Here is a 25,442-nt window from a genome sequence, read left to right as displayed (position 1 = left end):
CGCGCCCGTTTTGGCGACTCAATTAGAATACCAAGTCTGAAACAAGAAGTCAACAACTTTTTTGAAATTGTTTTTTCGTTTGTTTCAAGCGCTTGTCTTTGTTAAGGACATGTAATAATATATCATGCGTTTTATTATTGAGCAACACTTATTTTGAAATTATTTTTAAAATCATGAACAAACCTCTTGAACCTTACGAATTCGGCTCAAGAGGCTACTTATTCCTTATCAATCCATCAATTGAATGATGCTATGCTGTCGTTCTTCCATTAAATCAACGGTGATCATTCTTCCCTGGTCTTCATAAGAAATGACAGGACGATCAAAGACTGGATTCTTTTGAGCGATTGTTGCAATCTTCCCATTACTCATCAATACGCGATCACCGACTTCAATCGGTAGAAGTAACTGTCCAAGCAATAATACATATTTTGAACAATATTGCATCGGTCGCGCTTTTAAATGACGATATGCGTCAAACGGCGTATACGCTTCCCGGTATGGGCGCCAACTTGTCATTGCAGCAAAAACATCCGCTACAATGAACAATCGAGCATGATCTGCAATCTTATCACCTTTTACCTTTAGAGGATAACCAGATCCATCTAAACGTTCATGATGTTGAACAATCAAACGATTTACCGTGTCAGAGATAATCGTCTCCTTTTGCAAGACTTGATATGCCATTGCCGGGTGACGTTGAAAAATTTCTTGTTGCATCGCTTCATAACGTTTCGTGTGACGCCATTCCATGATCCGCGCTAGTCCGTAATCCGCAAAATAAGATGCCGTCCACAGCTCATGGATCATTTTCCGTTCTTTTCTGACTGCTTCAGCAAGCATTTGGGCAACTGCTCCTCGATAAATGGCATGTCGCACAGTGTAAGCTTCCGTTCCCCGTTCAAGGAAGAATGGCAGAACATCTTGTCTCGTAATTTGTTCCGGGACGGACTGTTTGACCCAGCTCAAAGCTTCATACACATTTGGCTTCATCCCCTGTTCCCATGACATGAAGACTTTATTATAGGAGCGAATGAACTCTTCAAAAGGATGTTCTATCTGCGCAGCCACTGTTTCAATCTGTGTCTTTTCACCTTCGACAAGATCAGGACGATCCTCGATGGTGACTTCTTTAATCAAAAACCGTTGGATTCGTCGTAACTCGTCGGTTCCAATTTTTTTCCCTGCTTCTACGATCGGATGATCTGTATGTAAGTAGATCGATTCGGTTAAACGATCCCCGATGCGTAATTGATCACTTGCCACTCGCATATCGCTTCGTTCCTTTCTCTTCTTTCTATATATGTAGATAAAAGCAGCAGAGTGGTATCACTCTGCTGCTTCCTTACTAACGTCTTGCTTACTCCTCCACTTCTTCTGAAGTATCCGATTCGACTACATTCTCTTCTGATACAAGATCCGTATCTTCTTCCGTTTCATCGGTTTCTTCTCGTTTCAGTTTCGCAACCGTTGCAACACGGTCACCTTCTTCAATTCGAATGACCTTCACCCCTTGGGTGTTGCGGCCGACACGTGAAATGTATTGCGAGTCTGTCCGAATAACGATGCCGCTCTCTGTCATGATCATGATGTCATCATCGACATCAACGATTCGCATGGCAACGATTTGACCGACGCGATCTGTTACCTTACTCGCGATCAATCCTTTCCCACCACGCGATTGACTACGGAACTCGGTCATCGGTGTTCGTTTACCGAATCCTTTTTCCGTAATAACCAGAACATCTTGTGCATCACGTGCAAGTTCCATCCCGACGACGAAATCGTCTGGGCGTAACGTCATCGCTTTGACACCACGAGCACCACGTCCCATCGAGCGGACATTCGTGATTGGGAAACGAATCGCTTTCCCGCTTGTTGAAACAGCAAAGACTTCATCATCCGTCGATGCAAGACGAACAGATGTCAATTCATCGTCTTCAAACAACCGAATCGCAATCAAACCATTTTTGTTGATCCGGGCATATGCGGACAACGGTGAACGTTTGACGCGTCCTTTACGTGTCATGAAGATCAATGATTTTTGCTCATCTTGAACGACTTCTTCCGTTTCGAGCGCTTCTTCCGTCTCTTCAATCTCTCCTTCAACCACCTCGACAGGTGCTTCAGTTGCTTGTTGCTCCTCAAGATAACGTTTGAAGTTGACTGGAATCATCGTCTCGACCTTTTCATCGCGTTCAATTTGGATGAGGTTGATGATCGGCACACCTTTTGATGTCCGGCTCATCTCCGGTACTTCGTATCCACGAATCCGGTAGACTTTCCCGCGGTTCGTAAAGAATAGAATCGTATCATGCGTCGAACAAGATAAGAGACGCGTAACGTAATCCTCGTCGTTCGTTCCGATTCCTTGAACGCCACGTCCACCGCGGCGCTGTGTCCGGTACGAATCCGTCGTCATCCGTTTGATATAACCACTGCTTGTCAACGTGATGATGATATCTTGTTCCGGAATCAAGTCTTCATCTTCGAATTCGATATGATCCATCCGGATTTCCGTCCGACGCTCGTCGTTGAAACGTTCCTTCAACTCCTCGAGTTCTGTCCGGATCAAATCAAGCAAGACTTCTTCACTCGCAAGGATGCGGTTCAGTTCCGCGATCAATTGCATGATTTCGTCATACTCTGCTTCAATTTTTTCCCGCTCAAGACCTGTCAGGCGTTGTAAGCGCATATCGAGAATCGCTTGTGATTGTTTCTCAGATAACGCAAAACGCTCCATCAACTGTTCACGTGCTGCGTCCGCTGTCCGGTTCCCGCGAATGATTTGAATGACTTCATCCAAATGATCAAGCGCAATCCGTAGACCAGCGAGCAAGTGTTCACGTGCTTCTGCTTTTTCGAGATCGAACTGTGTCCGACGACGAACGATTTCTTTTTGATGCTCGAGGTAATGATAGAGCATTTCTTTAAGCGTCAATGTTTTCGGACGCCCTCCGACGATCGCAAGCATGTTGACACCAAACGTCGTTTGCATCGACGTCTGTTTATACAAGTTGTTTAAGATGACACTTGCATTCGCATCACGACGGACTTCCATGACGATCCGCATACCGCGGCGATCTGACTCATCCCGTAAATCGGTGATGCCTTCGATTTTTTTCTCGCGGACGAGATCGGCAATCTTTTCAACGAGGCGGGCTTTGTTGACCTGATAAGGCAACTCCGTCACGATGATCCGTTCGCGGTCTTTTTTCGTCTGTTCGATTTCTGCTTTCGCACGGACGATGATGGAGCCACGTCCTGTTTCATATGCGCGACGAATCCCGCTACGACCAAGAATTTCACCAGCCGTTGGGAAATCAGGTCCCGGAATGTGCTGCATCAATTCTTGAATCGTGATTTCGGGATCGTGAGACAGTGCTAAGACACCATCGATGACCTCACCTAACTGATGCGGCGGAATGTTTGTTGCCATCCCGACCGCGATCCCGCTTGAACCGTTGACGAGCAAGTTCGGGAAGCGCGACGGTAAGACTTCCGGTTCGCGTTCCGAACCATCGTAGTTATCTTTGAAGTCAACTGTGTTTTTGTTGATATCGCGAACGATTTCCATTGCGATTTTTGACATACGAGCTTCCGTATATCGCATCGCAGCCGCCGAGTCTCCATCGACTGAACCGAAGTTTCCGTGTCCATCGACGAGTTCATAACGATAGCTGAAATCTTGCGCCATGCGGACCATCGTGTCATAGACGGCAGAATCCCCGTGCGGGTGATACTTACCGATGACTTCCCCGACGATACGGGCAGACTTTTTATGTGGTTTATCGGCACGAATACCGAGGTCGTTCATCGCATAGAGAATCCGGCGGTGTCCGGGTTTTAAACCGTCCCGTACGTCCGGAAGAGCACGTGCGACGATGACGCTCATCGCGTAGTCCATGAAGGACGTACGCATCTCTTGACTGATATTAATATCCTTGATGATTCCGTGATTTTGTTCGGACATGCTTCTGGCCACCCTCTCTGTTCAGCGTTAAATATCCAGGTTCTTGACGTAATGTGCGTGAGATTGAATGAAGTCGCGTCGTGGTTTGACCTGATCTCCCATCAAGATATCGAAGACTTCATCCGCTTCGATCGCATCTTGAAGCTCGACACGCAACATTTGACGACCACTTGGATCCATCGTCGTTTCCCAAAGCTGCTCTGGATCCATCTCTCCAAGACCTTTGTAGCGCTGAATATCGTACCGTGCGTTTTCAGGAAGCGCTGCAAGCGCCTCTGTCAATTCACGTTCGTTGTGCACGTACGTGATGTTCTTCCCTTGTTTGATTCCGTATAGCGGTGGCTGAGCGATATAGACGTATCCATGCTCGACAAGCGGACGCATGTAACGGTAGAAGAACGTCAACAAGAGTGTCCGGATGTGGGCACCATCGACATCGGCATCGGTCATGATGATGACTTTGTGGTAGCGTGCCTTCTCGATATTGAACTCAGAACCAATACTTGTCCCGAGTGCCGTGATGATCGTCCGAATCTCATCGCTTCCAAGAATCTTATCAAGACGTGCTTTCTCAACGTTCAAGATTTTACCGCGAATCGGTAAGATTGCTTGGAAATGACGATCACGTCCGGATTTCGCAGAACCACCCGCTGAGTCACCCTCAACGATATACAATTCGGAAATCGACGCATCACGTGACGAACAGTCGGCCAGTTTACCTGGAAGCGAGCTGACTTCAAGAACACCTTTACGGCGTGTCAATTCACGTGCGCGTTTCGCTGCCATCCGGGCGCGCGACGCCATCATCCCTTTTTCGACGATTGCGCGTGCGTTCGTCGGATTTTCAAGCATGAATTGCTCAAATGCACCAGAGAAGAGCGAATCCGTGACCGTACGTGCGTCGGAATTCCCGAGTTTCGTCTTCGTCTGTCCTTCGAACTGCGGGTTCGGGTGCTTGACGGAAACGATCGCTGTCATCCCTTCCCGTACGTCTTCACCGGACAGTGTACCGTCTGCATCCTTCATCAGACCGAACTTTTTCGCGTAATCATTGATGACGCGTGTCAAAGCTGTCTTGAAGCCGGTCTCGTGCGTACCACCCTCATGCGTCGGGATGTTGTTCGTGAACGAGTAGATGTTTGACGCAAATCCATCGTTGTACTGAAGTGCAACTTCGACTTCGATGCCGTCTTTTGTGCCGTGTACGTAGACAGGTTCTGCGTGAACGACTTCTTTTGAACGGTTTAAGTGTTCGACGTAAGATTTAATCCCACCTTCGTAGTGGAAACTACGCGTCATCGGCTCATCCGCACGATCGTCCGTGATGATGATCTTCAAGCCTTTGTTTAAGAAAGCAAGTTCCCGCAGGCGTGTCGCTAGCAAATCGTAGTCATACTCGAGCGTTTCTTGGAAAATCTCACCGTCTGGGAAGAAACGAATCGTCGTTCCGGTCTCTTCTGATGTTCCAATCACTTCGAGGTCTTGCGCTGGTACACCGCGATGGTACGCTTGGTAATACAGCTTTTCATTCCGTTTGACGAATACTTCAAGTTTCGTCGACAGGGCGTTAACGACTGAGGCCCCAACACCGTGTAATCCACCCGATACTTTATATCCGCCGCCGCCGAATTTACCACCGGCGTGGAGGACTGTCAGGATGACCTCAACGGCAGGACGACCCATCTTCTCTTGAATGTCGACTGGAATACCGCGTCCGTTATCCTCGACTAAGATCGAGTTCCCTGGTTCGATCGTGACTTTGATCGTGTCACAGTATCCTGCGAGCGCCTCATCGATCGAGTTATCGACGATCTCCCATACGAGGTGATGGAGACCTTTTGATGCCGTCGAGCCGATATACATCCCTGGACGTTTACGTACTGCTTCTAATCCTTCAAGAACTTGAATCTGATCGGCACCGTATCCTTGTTCCAATTCCATATCTTCATGATTACTCATCGGTTTTCTCACCTACTGTTTCTTTATATGATGTCTCTTCCAAATCGACCGTCCCTTGTTTCACGTGGAACAACTTCGCTTGGTTGATCGTTTCATGCGCAATCCCATCGACGCTTGTCGTCGTCAGGATCGTCTGGACCTTTTGTTGCATCGTATCGAGCAAATGTGTTTGACGATGATCATCAAGCTCGGATAAGACATCGTCGAGTAGAAGAAGTGGATACTCTCCGACTTCCTCGTGAATCAATTCGATCTCTGCAAGTTTTAACGAGAGGGCTGCTGTTCGTTGTTGTCCTTGTGAACCATACGTTTGGACGTTTCGTCCATTGACTTCCATCTCAAAGTCATCGCGATGTGGTCCAAACAACGTAACTCCTCTTCGGATTTCATTTTCTTTTATTTTACCAAACTTCTGCGTGTAGGACGCAGTCATTCCTTCGACATCGAGTAATTCATTGCCAAATGTGTCCGAACGATAGATGAGCGCGAGTTCTTCCTGTCCACGACTAATTCCGTCATGAATCGGTCGTGCCCACTTTTCGAGTTGGGCCATGAAATGATGGCGGCGCTGAACGATTTTAACGGCTAGCGTAATCATTTGCTCCGTCAAGATATCAAGGAAGGTCTCGTCTCCTCCCTTCATGGACAGTTGTTTCAGCAATGCGTTGCGTTGCTTCAACACTTTCAGATACTGACTCAATTCATGCAAATAGACCGGGCTGACTTGACCGATCTCCATATCGAGAAACCGCCGGCGGACTTGTGGACTGCCTTTGACGATATGCAAATCTTCCGGGGCGAATAAAACGATGTTCAGTGCCCCGACATAATCACTCAAGCGTCGTTGCTCTAGATGATTTAGTTTTGCTTTTTTCCCGCGACCCGAGATGACGATCTCCTGGACATGAGAACCTGTTCGTTTGACGACACGTCCTTCGACGCGCGCCGTCTCCTGGTCCCAACCAATCAGTTCCTTGTCATGTGTCGTCCGGTGAGACTTCGCGAGAGCGAGAACATAGATCGCTTCCAATAAGTTCGTCTTCCCTTGTGCATTTTCACCGATCAGAACATTCGTCTTTTCGGAGAATGACAGTTCGAGTGCGTCATAGTTGCGATAATGACTGAGTCGGACTGAATCCAGCCGCACGTTAGTTACCCTCGTTCTTGATGATGAACTGACCGTAGTCTTCTACATCAATGATGTCTCCATCCCGTAATTTACGACCACGTCGCTGATCGACTTCGCCGTTGACTAGAATTGGCACCTCTGCTAAAAACGGTTTGGCTTGCCCTCCGCTTGAGATGATATCCGACAGTTTCAGGAACTGCCCTAATGTGACATATTCCGTTGTAATTCTGATTTCTTGCATGGATTGACTCCTCCTACCTACATATTATAAATGACGTACTCTTTATTGTACTAAATATTGAACGATTTAGCAAAATTCCCGAACGTATATACGGTATACGAAAAAGACGGGTCCGATGTCGAAACGATCGAACCCGTCTTGTCACGTGTTTTATGTTGATGCTTACGCCGTCCGGACTGGAAGAATCAGTTGCAAGACGTTATCTTGATCAACTGGATGCAAGATGAATGGACGAATCGAACCCGTGAACTGGATTTCGATATCTGTCGCGTCAAGCGCCTTTAAGGCATCCATCATGTACTTCGAGTTGAACGAGATTTTCAGTTCTTCGCCTTCAAGCGAAAGGATGCTGACTTGCTCCGAGACTTTCCCGACTTCTGGTGAATGCGAAGAAATCTCGACCGCTGTCGTTCCTTCAGCTGCAAACTTGATGACGTTGTTACGGTCCTCACGTGCGAGCAGTGACGCGCGATCGATCGCTTGGAGCAATTCTTTCGCGTTCATGCGGACAGCTGTCCGGTACTCTTCTGGAATCAAACGTGATGTATCCGGATAGTTTCCGTCAAGTAGACGCGAGAAGAAGAGAACGTGTTTCATCTTGAACAAGATTTGTTGGTTCGTGATCGTAATATCCACATGACCATCCCCAAGTAACTTCGATAATTCATTTAAGCTCTTACCAGGAACGATGACGTTCTGGAACGAGATATCCGTATCTGTCTCAAACTGAGCACGACGAAGGGCTAAACGGTGACTATCCGTTGAGACACACGTCAAGATACCTTTGTCGGCTGAGAAGTTCACACCTGTGAGAACAGGACGTGTTTCTTGAACAGCGACAGCAAAGCTTGTTTGACGAATCATCGACCGTAAGAGATCAGCCGGTAAACGGAAACGTTGTCCCCCATCGACTTGTGGAAGACGTGGGAACTCATCTGGATCAAGACCGTTCAAATGGAATTCCGCTGTTCCTGACTGAATCCGTGTCATGAAGTTCGGTGAGACTTCAAGTGTCACTTCGTCTTTTGGCATCTTTTTGACGATATCGCCGAAGAAGCGAGCATTCAAGACGACACTACCAGCACGGTGGACCGTGACATAAGACGTTCCGTTCTCTTCTGCATAGATCGTCCGTTCAATCGAGATTTCTGTATCGCTTCCTGTCAGCGTCATGCCATCTCCATGAGCTTCGAGTTTGATCCCTGTCAGAATCGGAATCGTCGTGCGGGATGAGACCGCTTTGGCTACATCTTGTACTGCTTGAATTAAAGCTTCGCGTTGAATGGTGATATGCATATCGTCGTTAGACTCCTCTCGAAAATAATGGGCATGCGCCCATCATAACATAATAATATATTTTTTTAATAATAGTCTTAGGGGCTGTGGATAGTGTGGATAAGTCGGTGGATAACTTGATATAGAGCCAAAAACGGTGTGGATAAGTTGTGGATAACCACCCTACTTTATCCACATGTTTATCCACAGTTTTACGAATGCTTTAACTCATGCTTGATTTGTTCGATGACTTTTCCTGTTTCACCGTCTGATTTGATCAACATACTGATCTTTTCATGGGCATGGATGACGGTCGTATGGTCGCGTCCTCCAAATTCCTCCCCAATCTTCGGTAATGAGCTTTCCGTCATCTCACGCGAAAGATACATCGCGATTTGACGTGGAAAGGCAATCGATTTCGTCCGTTTCTTCGCCTTAAGATCATCAAACGGCAAGTTGAAATGCTTACTGACCGACTCCTGGATGTCACGAATCGTGACTTTACGCGGTTCGGCGACTGGCATGATGTTATGCAAGGCTTCTGCAGCGACATTTGGATCAATCGGTCGTCCGACGAGATTCGCATAAGCGATGACACGCGTCAACGCTCCTTCGAGCTCACGGATATTCGTATCAATTTGACTCGCGATGTAGAGCATGACTTCGTTTGAGACATCAAGCTGTTCAGCATTCGCCTTTTTCCGTAAGATCGCAATCCGTGTCTCGAGATCCGGTGGCGTGATGTCGGTAATCAATCCCCATTCAAAACGAGAACGGAGCCGATCTTCAAGCGTTGGAATCTCTTTTGGTGGTCGATCGCTTGAGATGATGATTTGTTTTTGATCGTTATGCAGTGCATTAAATGTGTGGAAAAACTCTTCTTGCGTCTGTTCTTTGCCCGCAAGGAACTGGATGTCATCAATTAAGAGGACATCGATGTTACGGTATTTATTTCGAAACTCAACCGTCTTATTATCACGGATGGAGTTAATAAAGTCATTCGTAAAGCGTTCAGAAGAGACATAGGCAATCCGTGTCCCAAGATTTTGATCTTGAACGTACTGTCCGATGGCATGCATCAGATGGGTTTTGCCAAGACCAACGCCACCGTAGATGAAAAGCGGATTATATGCTTTAGCAGGTGCTTCAGCAACAGCCAGTGAAGCGGCGTGTGCAAAACGGTTCCCCGATCCGATGACAAATGTATCGAACGTGTACTTCTCATTCAATTGTCCAAGTTCACTCATCGTCAGTTCATCTGTCGGTTTGCGCGTGTTCAATGGACGCGATTTCGGAGCCGGTGTTGCTTCGATCCGTTCCTCTTCTTGTCGATCGAGCATTTTCTTCGCTTGTCCCTCTTCAATGAACTGAATATCGAGTCGGCTTCCGGTTACTTCCTCAACTGTGTCTTCAAGTAAAGATAAGTACTGGCGCTCAAGCCACGTCACCGTAAATGCAGCCGGTGCTGAAACGAGTAAAGTCGTTCCATTTAGCGTAACGCCTTCTGTGGACTTCAACCACATATCATAACTGGCTTTCGGTGTTCGTTCCTCTTCCTCAATCACAGATAAGACATTATGCCAAAGTTCGGCAGCGTTTTTCATAAATACCCCCCTTTTTTTATCAAGATAGAAAAAATTTGTACACAGGCTTATACACAGACAAAGTTAATGAAGAAACTCGACTTATCCCCATAACGTAAAAACTGTGGATAACGTTATCCACAGGCAGTTGAATCTGTGTATAAAGTTATCCACAGGGTGTGTATAACTTGTTTGGTCCTAAGCAATCAGGATCGTGTTATGCACAATTAGTGTATCAAAAGAAATGAGCTCTGGCAATGGTTGGAATGATTTATCCACAAGTAAATTCAATCGTCCACAGGTAGTTACCCACAAGCTGTGGATAGTGTGGATAAATTGTGGATAAGAGGTGGATAACTTTTTGAAAGAGGAAGCGTTAAAAAAGAGTTATTCACAAAGCACAAAAGAAGTGGAAAAAGGAAATCCAAAATCGAGGATTGACGTCGATTTTAAAAAATACTATCGTAGACAAAGTGAAGAGTTATCCACGGAAAGTGTGGATAATGTGGATAAGTCTGTGGATAGGTGGATAAGTCTACAAACATCCCCTCCATGATCCACACGCATTCTATCGCGTAATAGAGTTTGCGCAGTCGAATCCTATCGCCTGTTTTCAAACCAGAAATCCCTTAAGCAGGACAAGAAATCTTCTGAACTTTCATTGACAATGCCACAATCAGTTTATATAATGTACAAGACTGCCTTAAAGTAGAAAATAACAATTGGTTATAAAGATCTTTTAAAGGAGGTGCAGACGAATGAAACCAACTTTCAACCCAAACAACCGTAAGCGTAAAAAAGTTCACGGATTCCGTGCGCGTATGGCTACGAAGAGTGGCCGCCGTATCTTGGCTGCTCGCCGTCTTAAGGGCCGCAAAGCCTTGACTGTCTAATGCATTGATGCATCCATCACTTCGGGCATGATCCGAGGTGATTTTTTTTATGTTTTTTCGTGTGTTCGTGCTTTTGTCACATGCGCCCTATCGCGTCGCATGTTTATTCTATGATATGATGAGAGACGACGAATTTTCGTAGTGTCAGGATGGAGTGTGAATAAGGTGAAGAAGGAATACCGCGTCAAGAAAGACAAGGAGTTCCAAGCGGTGTTTACTAAAGGAGCCTCTGTCGCAAATCGGCAATTTGTCGTGTATGCCTTGAAAAAGGAGCAACAGACTCACTTTCGGGTTGGTTTATCCGTCAGTAAGAAAATCGGGAATGCCGTCGTCCGGAATCAGGTGAAACGGTATCTTCGGGAAGCATGCCAGCAGCATGAAGCCTCGATTGCCCCGAATTATGATTTGGTGATCATCGCGCGCAATCCGGCCGCGAAGATGACCGCGCAAGAAGTGGCTGACAGTCTCCGTCACGTGCTTAAACGTTCCGGTGTCTGGATGCGATCAAAAAAATGAATCGTAGCAATGTATCCTGTTGATTTGTACGGCGCTCCCTTTCCTTGCCTTACTATAGAAGAAGATGGCGTTCGACAAAGCGTAAACAATTTCTAGGAGGAATTATGAACAAGAGAACTAAGATTTGGTTAACTCTCGGACTCATGTCCGTGCTCGCGATCGTGTTATCCGGCTGTACACCTAGTTCGTATGGTACTGGTGAACCGATCACAGCAGACACAGAAGGTTTTTGGAAACATTACTTCGTTTGGCCGATGGCGTGGTTGATTCGTGAGATTTCACAGTTCTTTAGCGGTGATTACGGTATCGGAATCATCATTACGACACTTCTCGTTCGTCTTGTCATCCTTCCATTGATGATCAAACAAACGAAGAGTATGGGTGGAATGCAAGTCATTCAACCTGAAATGATGAAGCTTCGTGAGAAATACAGCTCAAAAGACCAAGAGACGCAACAGAAATTGCAACAGGAAATGATGAAGCTCTACCAAGAGCACAACGTCAATCCACTCGCAGGCTGTTTACCGATCTTGATCCAAATGCCGATCTTGATCGCGTTCTATAACGCCATCATTTATACACCGGCTATTTTCCAACACACATTCCTCTGGTTCGACCTTGGTAAACCGGATCCATTCTTCATCTTGCCGATCATGTCTGCGGTACTGACGTATCTGCAACAAAAGATCTCGATGGCAGGTCAAGAAGACAACCCACAAATGAAAATCATGCTCTACGTCTTCCCGATCATGATCTTCATCATGGGGGTCACACTCCCTTCTGCCCTTTCGCTTTACTGGGTCGTCGGTTACATCTTCTCGATCATCGTCACGATCGTCATCATGAAACCAATGCGTGAAAAGATTAAGTTGCAGACGGAAGCGGCAATGGCTGCTAAACGTGAAAAAGAAGCGGCACAAGCAGCACCGGCTCCTAAAAAATCGAAAAAGAAACGCTAATACGTGAAGAGCGATGCTTTGTTTTGACAGAGTGTCGCTCTTTTTCTTTTGCGTCATTTCGTGTATAGTTGTTTCGTTATACCCATTGCAACGATTAAGGATTAAATACTCATAAAAAGACAGAAGAAAAACGAGGTGGAAGAACGGATGATGGAATTTGATACGATTGCCGCGATTTCGACGCCGATGGGAGAAGGGGCGATTGCGATCGTGCGCTTATCAGGTCCTGATGCAGTCACTGTAGCCGACCGCGTCTATAAAGGAACCAACCGCTTGACGGAAGTACCAACCCATACGATTCATTACGGGAAATTGGTCGATCACGAGGCGGACCGTGTCGTCGATGAAGTAATGGTGAGTGTCATGCGCGCACCAAAGACGTTCACACGTGAAGATGTCATCGAATTGAATTGTCATGGAGGAGTCGTCGCGGTCAATCGTGTCCTCGAACTCATCCTCGCACAACCGGAAGTCCGATTAGCGGAACCGGGTGAATTCACGAAACGCGCGTTCTTGAACGGACGAATCGATTTGTCGCAGGCGGAAGCTGTCATGGATCTGATCCGCGCGAAGACGGATCGAGCGATGCATGTCGCCGTCAGTCAAATTGAAGGGCGTCTCTCAAAACTCGTCCAAGACTTACGTCAACAACTGTTGCAGACGATTGCTGCGATCGAAGTCAACATCGATTACCCGGAATATGATGCAGAAGAGATGACACAACAGATCGTCGAACGTGACGCGGGTGCTGTCCGCGCGATTCTAGCAGAGTTATTAACAACGGCACGCCAAGGAAAAATCCTTCGTGAAGGGTTATCCACAGCAATCATCGGTCGTCCGAACGTCGGTAAATCGTCTTTGCTCAACACATTGGTGCAAGAAGCGAAGGCTATCGTCACGGATATCGCGGGAACGACACGCGATACGATCGAGGAGTACGTCAATGTTCGTGGTGTACCACTAAAGTTGATTGATACGGCAGGGATTCGAGAGACGGAAGATATCGTCGAACGGATGGGTGTCGAAAAATCACGCCAGGCTTTAAAGACGGCCGATTTGATCTTACTCGTCCTCAACGGGAACGATGTCCTGACGGATGAGGATGTCTTGCTGTTTGAAGCGATTAAAGGGATGAACGCAATCATCATCGTCAACAAGAGTGACTTGGCGCAACAGATTGACTTAGCGCGTGTCACGGAGCTTGCCGATGGTCGACCGATCGTTACGACGTCCTTGCTCGAAGAAGCAGGCGTCAACGATCTTGAAGCGGCGATTGCGAGTCTGTTCTTTGAACAGGGTGTCGAGAGCCAAGATATGACGTACGTCTCGAATGCACGACACATCCAGCTGATCAAACGCGCGAGTCAAATGATTGAAGATGCCCTCGGTGCAGCAGAAGCAGCGATGCCGATCGATATGGTACAGATCGATTTACGACGGGCATGGGACACGCTCGGCGAAATCAATGGAGATACAGCACAGGATAGTTTATTGGATCAGTTGTTTTCGCAGTTTTGTCTCGGGAAATAATCCAAGACGACTGCGTGTGGAATAAGAAGGAGGAACCAGTACTATGGCTTATCAAGCAGGTGAATTCGACGTCATCGTCGTCGGAGCCGGACATGCCGGCATCGAAGCCTCTCTTGCTGCGGCACGAATGGGCTCGAAAACGGTCATGTTGACAATGAATCCCGACATGGTTGGATTCATGTATTGCAACCCGTCGATCGGTGGTCCTGCAAAAGGGATCGTCGTCCGGGAAATCGATGCGCTCGGTGGTGAAATGGCACGCGCGATCGATGCAACGTATATTCAAATGAAAATGTTAAACACGTCAAAAGGACCTGCCGTGCGTGCACTCCGGGCACAGGCGGATAAATTCGAATACCAAAACCGGATGAAAAAAGCGCTTGAGGATGAGCCGAATCTTCTCTTGCGTCAAGCGCTCGTCGAACGGTTGTTGATCGATGAAGACGGACGTTGCGTCGGTGTCGTCACGAATACAGGGGCGGAGTACCGGGCGAAAGCGGTCATCATCACGACCGGAACGTTCATGCGCGGGAAAATTATCATCGGTGAATTGTCGTACGAGAGTGGTCCGAACAATCAGATGCCATCGATCAATCTATCGAAACATCTTGAAGAACTCGGATTTGAGCTCGCACGTTTCAAGACAGGTACACCACCGCGCATCGATGGGAAAACGATCGATTATTCGAAGACGGAGATCCAACCAGGTGACGAAGTAGCGCTTCCATTTAGTCATGAAACGACTCAGATGATCACGGAACAGATCCCATGCTGGTTGACGTATACGACGGAGTATACGCATCAGTTGATCGATGCGAACCTACACCGTTCCCCGATGTTCTCTGGGATGATTAAAGGGACAGGTCCCCGTTATTGTCCATCGATCGAAGATAAGGTCGTCCGGTTCAACGATAAACCGCGTCACCAAATCTTCCTTGAGCCAGAAGGTCGCGATACGGAAGAAGTCTATGTCCAAGGATTATCGACAAGTTTACCGGAAGACGTTCAACATGATATTCTCCGCTCGATTCCTGGGCTTGAGCATTCAGAAATGATGCGTCCCGGTTACGCGATTGAGTACGATGCCGTCGTTCCGACACAACTCTGGCCAACGCTCGAGACAAAGCGGGTTCCTGGTTTATTCACAGCGGGTCAAATCAATGGAACAAGTGGTTATGAGGAAGCAGCGGGACAAGGGATCATGGCAGGGATCAATGCCGGACTACAAGTTCAAGGCAAAGAACCACTCATCTTGTCACGTTCACAAGGCTATATCGGTGTCATGATCGATGATCTCGTCACGAAAGGTACGAACGAACCGTACCGCCTCTTGACGTCACGTGCCGAGTACCGCTTGTTGCTCCGTCATGATAATGCGGATCTTCGTCTGTCGGAAATCGGACATGAACTCGGATTGATCTCGGAAGAACGCCAAGCGAAGCTACTCGAAAAACAAGAGCAAATCCGTCTTGAGATGAAACGTCTTGAGAAGGTCGTCATCAAAGCGACACCGGACGTGAATGCACAGCTTGAAGCCATCGGTGCGTCACCACTCAAGGAAGCCTTGCATGCGATCACGTTGCTGAAACGCCCGGAAATCACATATGCGATGATCGCGCAGATGACACCACCGGAAACACCATTGTCTGCAGAAGCAGCAGAACAAGTCGAAATCCAAGTCAAATATGCCGGCTACATCGATAAACAACTCGATCAAGTCGAAAAAATGATGAGGATGGAGCAAAAACGGATTCCGGATCGTCTCGATTACGATGCGATCAGTGGATTAGCGATTGAAGCGAAACAAAAACTAAACCAAGTGCGTCCGCTCTCGATCGGACAAGCATCCCGGATTTCAGGGGTTAACCCGTCTGATATCTCGATCCTGCTTGTCTATATCGAACAAGGCCAATACGCATTGACTGCGGAGTGAACGAGATGAACCAACAGCAATTCGTAACAGCATTGGCAGCACAGGGACTTGAGGTCTCAGAACATCAGTTGCATCAATTCAAGCGGTATTATGAACTGCTCGTCGAGTGGAATGAAAAGATGAACCTGACGGCGATCACCGATGAAGAAGATGTCTATTTAAAGCACTTCTATGACTCGATCACAGCAGCGTTCTATTTTGATTTCACGACGGTCACGACGGTTTGTGATGTCGGAGCGGGCGCCGGTTTCCCGAGTCTGCCGATCAAGATCATGTTCCCGCACCTTCAAGTGACGATCGTCGATTCACTCAATAAACGAATCGGCTTCCTGAATCATTTGGCGACGGAACTCGGACTCGAAGGTGTCGCGTTCCATCATGGACGCGCAGAAGAGTTCGGTAAAAATAAACAATTCCGCGAACGGTTTGACGTCGTGACCGCACGTGCGGTTGCCCGGATGTCCGTTCTCGCGGAATATTGCCTACCACTTGCGAAAGTCGGAGGACAATTCGTTGCCTTGAAGGCGGCAAAAGTCAGTGAAGAGCTTGAGGATGGTGCGATTGCCTTGAAAGTACTCGGTGGGAATTTACGGGAAAGTTTCCAGTTCCAATTGCCAGGCGAGGAAAGTGAGCGTAATATCGTTATTGTAGATAAAAAACGAACAACACCCGGGAAATATCCGCGTAAAGCGGGAACGCCTGCGAAAGATCCATTAAGCTAAACACCGTTTCACGTGAAACGATGACTGATAAAGGTGAGGTGCGCCAACGTGAGAAATGCAATTGCCAAACTGCTCGGTAAACCTGCTACGATCGAGCTTGACCCACAAGAGACGGTTCAGGAATTACCATTGACAGAACTTGTCGCGAACCAGTTCCAACCACGGACTGTGTTTGACGGGGACCGAATTGAAGAACTAGCGGTTACGATCGAAGAGCACGGGTTACTCCAGCCGATCGTCGTTCGAAAACAAGGAACAGGATACGAAATCATTGCCGGAGAACGACGGTACCGAGCAGTGCGCTCGCTTGGCTGGGAAACGATTCCTGCCATCGTCAAAGAGATGACGGACGAGACGACTGCTTCCTTGGCATTGATTGAAAATCTGCAACGCGAAGATTTGACACCAATCGAAGAAGCGGAAGCCTATGAGCGCTTGCTTGCGTTACAAGAGATCACGCAAGAAGTATTAGCCCGTAAGCTCGGACGTAGTCAATCGACGATTGCCAACAAATTACGTTTGCTTCGATTGCCAACGGATGTCCGGGAAGCATTGAAGCAACGGACGATCACGGAGCGTCATGCCCGTGCGTTATTGCCGCTTAAGGATGAAGCGCTACAAGTAACGGTACTCGCTGAAATCCTGGAACGGGAATGGAACGTCAAGGAGACGGAGCGCCGGGTGGAACGATTGATGACACCACAGCCACCGAAGAAAAAACGTCATAAGAGCTTTGCACGAGATACACGAATCGCGTTAAACACCTTGCGGGATTCCGTCGATATGATCGAGCAGACTGGATTGACGATCGAAAAAGAAGAAGTCGATTGCGAAGAATATGTAGAGGTGCGAATTCGCATCGTGAAGGCACGTCCGGAATAAGCGGTCGTGCCTTCCGCTACGTTTAGGAGAGAAAGCACGTGAATGAATTACCTGTTCGGGCGATTCGTCCGAATCCGACTCAACCTCGGAAACGATTCAATGAAAAAGCATTAGAAGAGTTAGCCCAATCGCTCGTTCGTCACGGGATGATCCAACCGATCGTCGTCCGACCACGAGATGGCTATTACGAAATCATCGCCGGTGAGCGGCGCTATCAGGCGGCGAGTCGCGCAGGATTCGAACGTGTACCGGTCCTCGTGATTGAAGCAGACGAGACACGCGTCATGGAGCTCGCCTTGATCGAAAACATCCAACGAGCAGACTTATCTGCAATTGAAGAAGCGATGGCATATGCGGAGATGATCGAGGAATTCGGCATTACGCAAGCAGAGCTTGCACAGCGTGTCGGGAAAAGTCGTTCGCACATTACGAACAGCCTTCGACTGTTGCAGTTGCCATTGCTCGTTCAACAAGCGGTCATGGACGAACGGTTGTCGATGGGACATGCCCGCGCGCTCCTGTCGCTGAAACATCCAAAGAAGATCGAACAGATGGCAGAACGGGTCATGGCGGAGAACTGGAACGTCCGTCGGTTAGAGCAGGCGCTTCGGGAGCGAAAGGAAGCCGCCCGTCCGCAACAAGCGACCGCTGTTCAATTCGTCGAGGAATCACTTCGCGAAAAATACGGGGCGACGGTACGGATTAAACAAGGAAAACAAGCAGGGAAACTCGAGATCGATTTTACAGACGAAGACGACCTTAACCGGTTGCTCGACTTGTTGTTACCTGAATCGGATCACTAAAAAGAAGCGATCCGGGCGACGGTTCGCTTCTTTTTGCTTACATTGAACGCGGCGTGAAAGAAATCGTCGTTCGTGTGGATTCAGCGGAAAGTTTCGCATCGAGCATATGGAAACTGTTCGCGACGAGTTCCGCTAGTTCATAAACAAGGTGTAACCGTGTGTTCTGGAGAATCATCATCTCCATGAATCCACTGACGTTGACGACAGCCTTAATGTTGAAGTCACCGACCGCAGGCAATTCTTTTTGGACGCCGGCGCCGGGTGCGAGTGGACCTTCCGAGAAAAAGACATGCCCGACACTTGAAAGGCGACCGAGACACGCATCGATCGCGATGACGAGTGGACGGTAATGTGTCGTTTGGATCGAGTGAATGGTTTCAGCGAGATTCAGTGCATGGACGGGTTTAGCGAGTGTACCGTAGACGTGAAGATGAGCAGGCGCTTGTTTCTCGAGGAATGTCCCAACGAGTGGACCGAGTGAGTCACCTGTCGAACGATCAGAACCAATGCAGACAAGTACGATCGGACGTTTTTCTTGGACGGCAGAGACTTGTTCGAATAATTGTTCAGCTAAGCGTTCTTTCGCGAACGGTTCCGTATATTCTAAAAAGAAAGAATAGGGTTTGGGCTCGTGCGAATGAAAGCGGAAGTTCATCGGAATCATCCTTTCTTCTCTTGATGTCGGTGTCGTGGTGGATTGGCAAGAGTGAAGGGTTCTTAGATGATTTTCCTTTCCCGGTTTTTCCAGAAATCTAACGTCAAAATCGGCTCTTTGGTTGAAACTCGATTAAAATCACGTATACTGTCGTAATAGAGAGAATAAGAAAGGATGAGAGAATGGCTACCAATCAAGATGTACAAGAATCCGTCGCCCAAGTCGATAAATTGATCAACCAAGTAATGGATGCGGATATGTGGATTCGTTTTGGGATGAAACTACTGATTGCGCTCATCATCATCGCGGCGTTCTATGTGTTGACGCGCGTTTTGACTGGGGCAGTCTCACGTCTCTTTACGATCAGGAAAATCAATGAACATGATTACTTGGCGCAACGACAGAACGAGACGCTGTTGAAGTTGCTTCAAAATGCGATTCGTTACGTACTTGGAATCATCATGTTGTTGACAGTGCTTAGTCAGTTCGGAATCAACATCACCGGTCTCGTCGCCAGTGCCGGAATCGCCGGTCTCGCGATTTCGTTTGGTGCGAAGAACTTGGTGCAAGATATCATTACCGGAGCGTTCATCATCTTCGAACGTCAGTTTAAAGTCGGAGATTATGTACGCGTCGGTGTAATCGAAGGCGTCGTGACGGAACTTGGTATCCGGACGACAAAACTCAAAGGACTCAACGGGGAAATCCACATCATCCCGAACGGTCAGATTTTGCAAGTCACGAACTATTCGGTCGACAACAGTTTCGCACTCGTCGATGTCCAAGTCTCTTATGATGAGGATCTTGAACACGTTGAACAAGTTTTGCATGAGATTGCAGACCGTACGACGAAGAAGTATGTCGATATGTTCGTCGAGCCGATTCAGATGCTCGGTGTTCAGACACTTGGTCCTTCAGAAGTCGTCTATCGTTTGATGGCAGAAGTACCACCGATGCAACATTTCCAAGCTGGTCGTCTGATCCGGAAGGAATTGAAACAAGGACTCGAAGAAGAAAACATCAAGATCCCGTATCCACGGATGGTCATGATGAATCCAGAACAAAAGAATGGTGGACAGACGGATGATTCCAAAAACGTATCAACTCCATGATTATGTTGAGATGAAGAAGCAGCATCCATGTGGAACGAACCGATGGCAGATCATTCGGGTCGGCATGGATATCCGAATCAAATGTCAAGGTTGCGGGGCGAGCATTTTAATGCCACGTCGTGATTTTGATAAACGATTGAAAAAAGTCTTACCAGAGTGACGAAAAAGCGGATGTGATTCTCGTGATCACATCCGCTTTTTCGTTGTCTTTCATAAGCGAAGTGATTGTGTTCGGTTAGAGCGTGATTAAAAAAGACGGTCGAGCTCCTTGCTTAAAAAAATTGAACTATCTATAATTGTGAAAGATGTGCTGACGTGGTGTAATCATTCTACCCACTGCGGCCGCTAGCACGGATTTCCTAGGAAATACCGAAAAGGAGGAATTCCAAGTGGGATTAACAGCAGGAATCGTTGGCTTACCAAACGTAGGAAAATCAACACTTTTTAACGCCATCACACAAGCAGGTGTCGAGGCAGCGAACTATCCGTTCGCAACGATCGACCCGAACGTCGGTGTGGTTGAAGTACCAGATGCACGTCTTCGGAAATTGACAGAACTCGTCAATCCGAAAAAGACGATCCCGACAGCATTCGAATTCACGGATATCGCCGGTATCGTAAAAGGTGCGTCTAAAGGGGAAGGGCTCGGAAATAAATTCCTCGCGAACATTCGTGAAGTAGATGCGATCTGTCAGGTCGTGCGTTGTTTCGTAGATGAAAACATCACACACGTGGCCGGAAAAGTCTCACCGATCGATGATATCGAGACGATCAACCTCGAATTGATCCTCGCAGACCTTGAGCAGGTCGAAAAACGGATTCAGCGTGTCCAAAAACAAGTCAAGTCGCGCGATAAAAACGCAGCGGCTGAGCTTGAAGCACTTGAAATCGTGCAAGCGTTGCTCGAAGATGAGAAACCAGCACGTCTCGCTGAATTGAACGAAGATCAAGCAGCCATCGTCAAACACTTCCAATTGTTGACGATGAAACCAATGCTCTACGTCGCAAACGTCGGCGAAGATGAAGTCGCAGATGCAGACAGCAATGAGAACGTGCGTCTCGTCCGTGAGTTCGCAGCAAAGGAAGGCGCAGAAGTCATCGTCATCTGTGCGCGCATCGAAGAAGAGATTGCGGAGCTTGAGCCAGAAGAACGCCAAGAGTTCCTCGTCGATCTCGGAATCGAAGAGTCAGGTCTTGATCAATTGATCCATGCGGCGTACAGCACACTTGGTCTTGCGACATACTTCACAGCAGGTGAAAAAGAAGTACGCGCTTGGACGTTTAAAAAAGGCATGAAAGCCCCACAATGTGCGGGTGTCATCCACTCGGACTTCGAACGCGGGTTCATCCGTGCAGAAGTCGTTGCGTATGAAGATTTAGCAGCTGCAGGTAACATGGCGACAGTTAAGGAACAAGGTCGTTACCGTTCTGAAGGTAAGGAATATGTCTTCCAAGACGGCGATGTCGTCACATTCCGCTTCAACGTCTAATCGAAAACGAATCGTTATTGCATAAAGCAAAATACTTTGGTAGTATTAACGAATGTGAGTAATGAATTATTGCTCCTTGCTCGAACATTCGAGCCGCCAGTCCAAGAGGAGGTGACAGATATGCGTAAATACGAAGTACTTTACATCATCCGTCCGGAACTTGATGAGGAAGCACGCAAAGCAACAGTGGAGCGTTTTAACAAAGTCCTCACTGATAACGGTGGTACAGTTGATAAAACAACTGAAATGGGTAAACGTCGTTTCGCTTACGAAATCAATGATATGCGTGAAGGGTTCTACGTTCTTCTTAACGTGACTGCTGAACCAGCAGCTACAAAAGAACTTGACCGTCTCATGAAGATCAGTGACGATATCGTTCGCTTAATGATCACAAAAGACGAGAAATAAGCTGAAACAGGAGAGTGATTCTGATGATTAACCGCGTCGTTTTAGTCGGTCGGTTAACTCGTGACCCGGAAATGCGTTATACGCAGAGCGGGATTGCGGTAACGCGATTCACACTCGCATGTGACCGTCCTTTCACAGGGCAAGATGGGAAGCGAGAAGCTGATTTCATCGATTGCGTCGTTTGGCGCAAGCAAGCAGAGAACGTTGCTCAGTATTTGAAGAAAGGTAGTCTTGCTGGTGTAGAGGGTCGCCTCCAGATTAGCAGCTACGACGATAAAGAAGGGCAACGCCGTTACCGTGCGGAAGTCGTCGCGGATAGCGTTCGCTTCCTTGAGTCACGTAACGCGAGCCGTTCTTCGGATGGTAGCGAAGGCTACGCTTCATCTACTGGTGGAAACGGGAATGCTGCAGGATGGGGTTCACAGCAACAGCAGAACAACTCTTCCTCGCCAGCACCCGCTTCATCGAATTCGGGCTTCGGCGCTGATCCGTTCAGCGGCGGTAGTTCGATCGACCTTTCAGACGACGATCTCCCGTTCTAAGGAAATCGTCCTGAAAAATCCAAGTTAAAAAGGAGGTTAATCACATGGCACGTCGTCCAGGTGGAAAACGTCGTCGTAAAGTATGTTACTTCACGTCGAACCACATCACTCATATCGATTATAAAGACGTAGAACTTCTCAAACGTTTCATTTCGGAACGCGGTAAGATTCTTCCACGTCGTGTGACTGGTACTTCAGCGAAATACCAACGTCCACTTACAATCGCAATCAAACGCGCACGTCAAATGGCTTTAATCCCATACGTGGCTGACTGATTTCGTAGCACCATCCTCATGCGTGAGGGTGGTGCTTTTTTTCGCTTCTCTTTCATCACCTCCTGCTTTTCGGTTATAATAAACAAGTTACTAAAAATTTTAATGAACCCTATAGAGCATATAAGGAGGACACGATGGAGTCAGGTCAACAAGTATCACCGGAACGCGAACGACGTATCGTTCGCTTCATTCCGTATCTATTAATCGTCGGTCTACTTCTCGTCGTCGCTGTACGCGAACCGATCATCTCTGCCATCGGAGCCGTCGTGACTGCCCTCCTCTTCGGATTGCACCTATACGAAAAACGTCGTGCACGTAGGGCATGGGAGACGTATGTCGCCGGAATCTCGATGCAGGTCGAGGAGACGGGACAAGATGCGTTGACGAACATGCCGATCGGAATTTTATTATACGATGAGGAAACACTTGTCACCTGGTTCAATGATCCGATGCGGGATATCTTTGATGATGTAGCAATGGGACAGACGCTCAATGAGCTCGATCCCTTATTCATCGAAATGGTCGCGACGAATGAGGATCAAGCGACGCTTGAAATCGGCGATGCCGTGTATCGTGTCTTTTCAAATCATGAGAACCGGACCTTTTACCTGTTCGATATGACGGAAGAAGCACAAGTCGAACAACAACTCGTCGATAATCAGACGGTCATCGGTGTCATCTATCTTGATAACTACGATGAAATGACACAAGGCATCGAGGATCAGTTACGCAGTGAACTGAACAGCCGGGTCACCCAATTGTTGAATCACTGGGCAGCGGAACACGGGACGTATATTAAACGGACCGCGTCCGATCGGTATTTCATCGTCACGACAGAAGAGAATCTACGGATTCTCGAACGATCGAAGTTTACGATTCTGGATACGGTTCGGGAAGAGACGAGTCAACGCGGCGTCCAGTTGACGTTATCTATCGGAATTGGTTGCGGAAGTGACCCGATTCCGGCGCTTGGTCAGATGGCTCAGTCGAGTCTCGATCTTGCGCTGGGACGAGGTGGCGACCAAGTCGTCATCAAACGCGATGGGAAGGTCCGCTTTTACGGTGGTAAGACGAATCCGACGGAAAAACGGACGCGCGTCCGGGCCCGGGTCATCGCTAACTCGCTTCGTGACTTAATGCAGGAATCGAGCCGTGTCCTGATCATGGGTCACAAGAATCCAGACATGGATGCACTCGGATCAGCAATCGGCATTTTGAAGCTTGCGGAAATGAACGATAAGGAAGCACATATCGTCTTACCACCGGAAGAAATCGGACGCGGGATTCGCCGGATGATGGATGAGATCGCTGAAGTACCACAACTCGAGACACGGTTCGTCAATGCGTTTCAAGCCGATCAATTGATCGACGATCAGACGTTACTCGTCGTCGTCGATACACACAAACCATCGCTTGTTGTCGTACCGGCCTTGCTCGATCGGTTCGAGCATATGGTCGTGATTGATCATCACCGTCGGGGGGAAGATTTCATCGAAGATGCGGTTCTCGTATATCTTGAGCCGTATGCTTCTTCGACGTCGGAGCTCGTCACCGAGCTGATCGAGTATCAACCGACGAATCAGAAACTGGCGATGCTTGAAGCGACGGCGTTACTCGCTGGGATCATCGTCGATACGAAAGGCTTTGCCCTGCGGACCGGTTCTCGGACGTTCGATGCTGCATCCTATTTACGCTCACAAGGTGCTGACACAGTGCTCGTACAAGAGTTCCTCAGTCAGGATCTTGAGACGTACGTCGAGCAGTCACATATCCTCGAGCGATCCGAGGTCTATACGGAAGGGATGGCGATTGCGACAGCAGAACCTGGCGTCATTCACGATCAAGTCTTGGTCGCGCAAGCAGCCGATCAATTGTTATCGCTTCGAGGCATTCGCGCCGCTTTCGTCATCGCGGAACTTCAAGACGGACGAACGGCGATTAGCGCCCGTTCGCTTGGGGATGTCAACGTTCAGTTGATCATGGAAAAGCTCGGTGGCGGCGGTCACTTGACGAACGCGGCGACACAGATGTCAGAATCAGTCGTCACCGTGGCGGATGAGTTGCGTAAAGCAATCGATCAATATTTAGAAGATGAGACAAAAGGAGAGGAATCAGAATGAAGGTTATTTTCTTACAGGATGTAAAAGGACAAGGGAAAGCAGGAGACGTCAAAGACGTGGCCGATGCTTATGCAAATAACGTACTCTTCAAGAAAAAGTTGGCGCGCCCTGCAACAACTGGAAACTTGAAGCAACATGAAGCACACGAACGTAAAGCAGCAGAAGAAGCAAAACAGAACTTGCTTGATGCGCAAGCGTTAAAAGAAAAAATCGAAAAAGAGACGATCGTCGTCTCGACGAAAGCCGGTGAAGGCGGTCGTGTCTTCGGTTCGGTCACAAGCAAACAGATCGCAGAAGCACTCAAGAGCATGGGTTACAAGATCGATAAACGCAAAATCGAGCTCGAGCACCCGATCAAGGCACTCGGCTTTACGAAAGTACCATTGAAGTTACACAACGAAGTGACCGCGACATTGAACGTTCAGGTCAAAGAGGCGTGAGT

General features: G+C 47.9%; 24 protein-coding genes. 16 read left to right on the top strand and 8 right to left on the bottom strand.

Annotation, left to right across the window (positions count from 1 at the left end):
- Positions 1 to 228: 228 nt before the first annotated feature.
- From Q9R23_RS14520 to dnaA, 7 genes are all read right to left on the bottom strand, one after another.
- Positions 229 to 1,272: an HD-GYP domain-containing protein gene (locus tag Q9R23_RS14520; RefSeq protein ID WP_214856527.1), complete on the bottom strand. Its 1,044-nt coding sequence runs from the start codon at positions 1,270 to 1,272 to the stop codon at positions 229 to 231.
- Between the two features lie 88 nt (positions 1,273 to 1,360).
- Positions 1,361 to 3,973, bottom strand: a complete 2,613-nt coding sequence (gene gyrA, locus Q9R23_RS14515) for a DNA gyrase subunit A (RefSeq protein WP_214856528.1) — start codon at positions 3,971 to 3,973, stop codon at positions 1,361 to 1,363.
- Positions 3,974 to 4,000: 27 nt separating this feature from the next.
- A complete protein-coding gene (gene gyrB / locus Q9R23_RS14510; protein ID WP_214856610.1) occupies positions 4,001 to 5,914 on the bottom strand; it encodes a DNA topoisomerase (ATP-hydrolyzing) subunit B in 1,914 nt (637 codons plus the stop codon).
- Between the two features lie 10 nt (positions 5,915 to 5,924).
- Entirely contained in the window at positions 5,925 to 7,079 is a 1,155-nt protein-coding gene (gene recF / locus Q9R23_RS14505; RefSeq protein ID WP_214856529.1) for a DNA replication/repair protein RecF, read from the bottom strand.
- 1 nt (position 7,080) lies between these two features.
- Positions 7,081 to 7,302 carry a S4 domain-containing protein YaaA gene (yaaA, locus tag Q9R23_RS14500; protein WP_023469865.1) on the bottom strand — a complete coding sequence of 74 codons (222 nt, stop codon included), beginning with the start codon at positions 7,300 to 7,302 and terminating at the stop codon, positions 7,081 to 7,083.
- A gap of 162 nt (positions 7,303 to 7,464) precedes the next feature.
- Positions 7,465 to 8,598 carry a DNA polymerase III subunit beta gene (gene dnaN / locus Q9R23_RS14495; RefSeq protein WP_023469864.1) on the bottom strand — a complete coding sequence of 378 codons (1,134 nt, stop codon included), beginning with the start codon at positions 8,596 to 8,598 and terminating at the stop codon, positions 7,465 to 7,467.
- A gap of 191 nt (positions 8,599 to 8,789) precedes the next feature.
- Positions 8,790 to 10,181 (bottom strand): chromosomal replication initiator protein DnaA, encoded by a 1,392-nt coding sequence (gene dnaA / locus Q9R23_RS14490; protein WP_056064610.1) that lies wholly within the window; start codon positions 10,179 to 10,181, stop codon positions 8,790 to 8,792.
- A 737-nt stretch (positions 10,182 to 10,918) separates the two neighbouring features.
- Here dnaA and rpmH point away from each other — a divergent pair.
- The 8 genes from rpmH (at position 10,919) to Q9R23_RS14450 (ending at position 18,398) form a co-directional block, all read left to right on the top strand.
- Entirely contained in the window at positions 10,919 to 11,053 is a 135-nt protein-coding gene (gene rpmH, locus Q9R23_RS14485) for a 50S ribosomal protein L34 (protein WP_012371910.1), read from the top strand.
- A gap of 165 nt (positions 11,054 to 11,218) precedes the next feature.
- Entirely contained in the window at positions 11,219 to 11,569 is a 351-nt protein-coding gene (gene rnpA / locus Q9R23_RS14480; protein WP_023469862.1) for a ribonuclease P protein component, read from the top strand.
- A gap of 104 nt (positions 11,570 to 11,673) precedes the next feature.
- Positions 11,674 to 12,528 carry a membrane protein insertase YidC gene (gene yidC / locus Q9R23_RS14475; protein WP_214856531.1) on the top strand — a complete coding sequence of 285 codons (855 nt, stop codon included), beginning with the start codon at positions 11,674 to 11,676 and terminating at the stop codon, positions 12,526 to 12,528.
- 147 nt (positions 12,529 to 12,675) lie between these two features.
- A complete protein-coding gene (mnmE, locus tag Q9R23_RS14470) occupies positions 12,676 to 14,058 on the top strand; it encodes a tRNA uridine-5-carboxymethylaminomethyl(34) synthesis GTPase MnmE (RefSeq protein ID WP_290755946.1) in 1,383 nt (460 codons plus the stop codon).
- 43 nt (positions 14,059 to 14,101) lie between these two features.
- Positions 14,102 to 15,991: a tRNA uridine-5-carboxymethylaminomethyl(34) synthesis enzyme MnmG gene (gene mnmG / locus Q9R23_RS14465; protein ID WP_311247360.1), complete on the top strand. Its 1,890-nt coding sequence runs from the start codon at positions 14,102 to 14,104 to the stop codon at positions 15,989 to 15,991.
- Positions 15,992 to 15,996: 5 nt separating this feature from the next.
- A complete protein-coding gene (gene rsmG, locus Q9R23_RS14460) occupies positions 15,997 to 16,713 on the top strand; it encodes a 16S rRNA (guanine(527)-N(7))-methyltransferase RsmG (RefSeq protein ID WP_023469858.1) in 717 nt (238 codons plus the stop codon).
- A 48-nt stretch (positions 16,714 to 16,761) separates the two neighbouring features.
- On the top strand, positions 16,762 to 17,595 hold the full coding sequence (gene noc / locus Q9R23_RS14455) for a nucleoid occlusion protein (RefSeq protein ID WP_311247359.1): 834 nt from the start codon (positions 16,762 to 16,764) through the stop codon (positions 17,593 to 17,595).
- A 38-nt stretch (positions 17,596 to 17,633) separates the two neighbouring features.
- The gene (locus Q9R23_RS14450) at positions 17,634 to 18,398 is read left to right on the top strand and encodes a ParB/RepB/Spo0J family partition protein (protein ID WP_311247358.1); all 765 of its coding nucleotides are present in this window, start codon (positions 17,634 to 17,636) and stop codon (positions 18,396 to 18,398) included.
- A gap of 37 nt (positions 18,399 to 18,435) precedes the next feature.
- On the opposite strand, the gene yyaC is transcribed toward Q9R23_RS14450, so the two are convergent.
- Positions 18,436 to 19,053: a spore protease YyaC gene (gene yyaC / locus Q9R23_RS14445; RefSeq protein ID WP_311247357.1), complete on the bottom strand. Its 618-nt coding sequence runs from the start codon at positions 19,051 to 19,053 to the stop codon at positions 18,436 to 18,438.
- A 182-nt stretch (positions 19,054 to 19,235) separates the two neighbouring features.
- On the opposite strand from yyaC, the gene Q9R23_RS14440 reads away from it, so the two are divergent.
- From Q9R23_RS14440 to rplI, 8 genes are all read left to right on the top strand, one after another.
- Positions 19,236 to 20,165, top strand: a complete 930-nt coding sequence (locus Q9R23_RS14440) for a mechanosensitive ion channel family protein (protein ID WP_311247356.1) — start codon at positions 19,236 to 19,238, stop codon at positions 20,163 to 20,165.
- Complete coding sequence (locus tag Q9R23_RS14435) at positions 20,137 to 20,325, top strand: DUF951 domain-containing protein (protein ID WP_023469853.1); 189 nt, start codon at positions 20,137 to 20,139, stop codon at positions 20,323 to 20,325. The genes Q9R23_RS14440 and Q9R23_RS14435 overlap by 29 nt, the downstream gene beginning before the upstream one ends.
- A 229-nt stretch (positions 20,326 to 20,554) precedes the next feature.
- On the top strand, positions 20,555 to 21,655 hold the full coding sequence (gene ychF / locus Q9R23_RS14430) for a redox-regulated ATPase YchF (protein ID WP_214856537.1): 1,101 nt from the start codon (positions 20,555 to 20,557) through the stop codon (positions 21,653 to 21,655).
- Between the two features lie 120 nt (positions 21,656 to 21,775).
- Positions 21,776 to 22,063, top strand: a complete 288-nt coding sequence (rpsF, locus tag Q9R23_RS14425; protein ID WP_058704734.1) for a 30S ribosomal protein S6 — start codon at positions 21,776 to 21,778, stop codon at positions 22,061 to 22,063.
- 23 nt (positions 22,064 to 22,086) lie between these two features.
- On the top strand, positions 22,087 to 22,605 hold the full coding sequence (gene ssb / locus Q9R23_RS14420; protein WP_023469850.1) for a single-stranded DNA-binding protein: 519 nt from the start codon (positions 22,087 to 22,089) through the stop codon (positions 22,603 to 22,605).
- A 44-nt stretch (positions 22,606 to 22,649) separates the two neighbouring features.
- A complete protein-coding gene (gene rpsR / locus Q9R23_RS14415; protein WP_023469849.1) occupies positions 22,650 to 22,880 on the top strand; it encodes a 30S ribosomal protein S18 in 231 nt (76 codons plus the stop codon).
- Positions 22,881 to 23,014: 134 nt separating this feature from the next.
- Positions 23,015 to 25,000, top strand: coding sequence for a DHH family phosphoesterase (locus tag Q9R23_RS14410; protein WP_311247355.1), 1,986 nt, complete (start codon positions 23,015 to 23,017; stop codon positions 24,998 to 25,000).
- Entirely contained in the window at positions 24,997 to 25,440 is a 444-nt protein-coding gene (gene rplI / locus Q9R23_RS14405) for a 50S ribosomal protein L9 (protein WP_023469847.1), read from the top strand. The genes Q9R23_RS14410 and rplI overlap by 4 nt, the downstream gene beginning before the upstream one ends.
- Positions 25,441 to 25,442: the final 2 nt, after the last annotated feature.

It is taken from the genome of Exiguobacterium sp. BRG2 (genome assembly GCF_031844245.1).
GTDB lineage: Bacteria > Bacillota > Bacilli > Exiguobacteriales > Exiguobacteriaceae > Exiguobacterium_A.
This window is presented reverse-complemented; position numbering and strand designations above follow the sequence as displayed.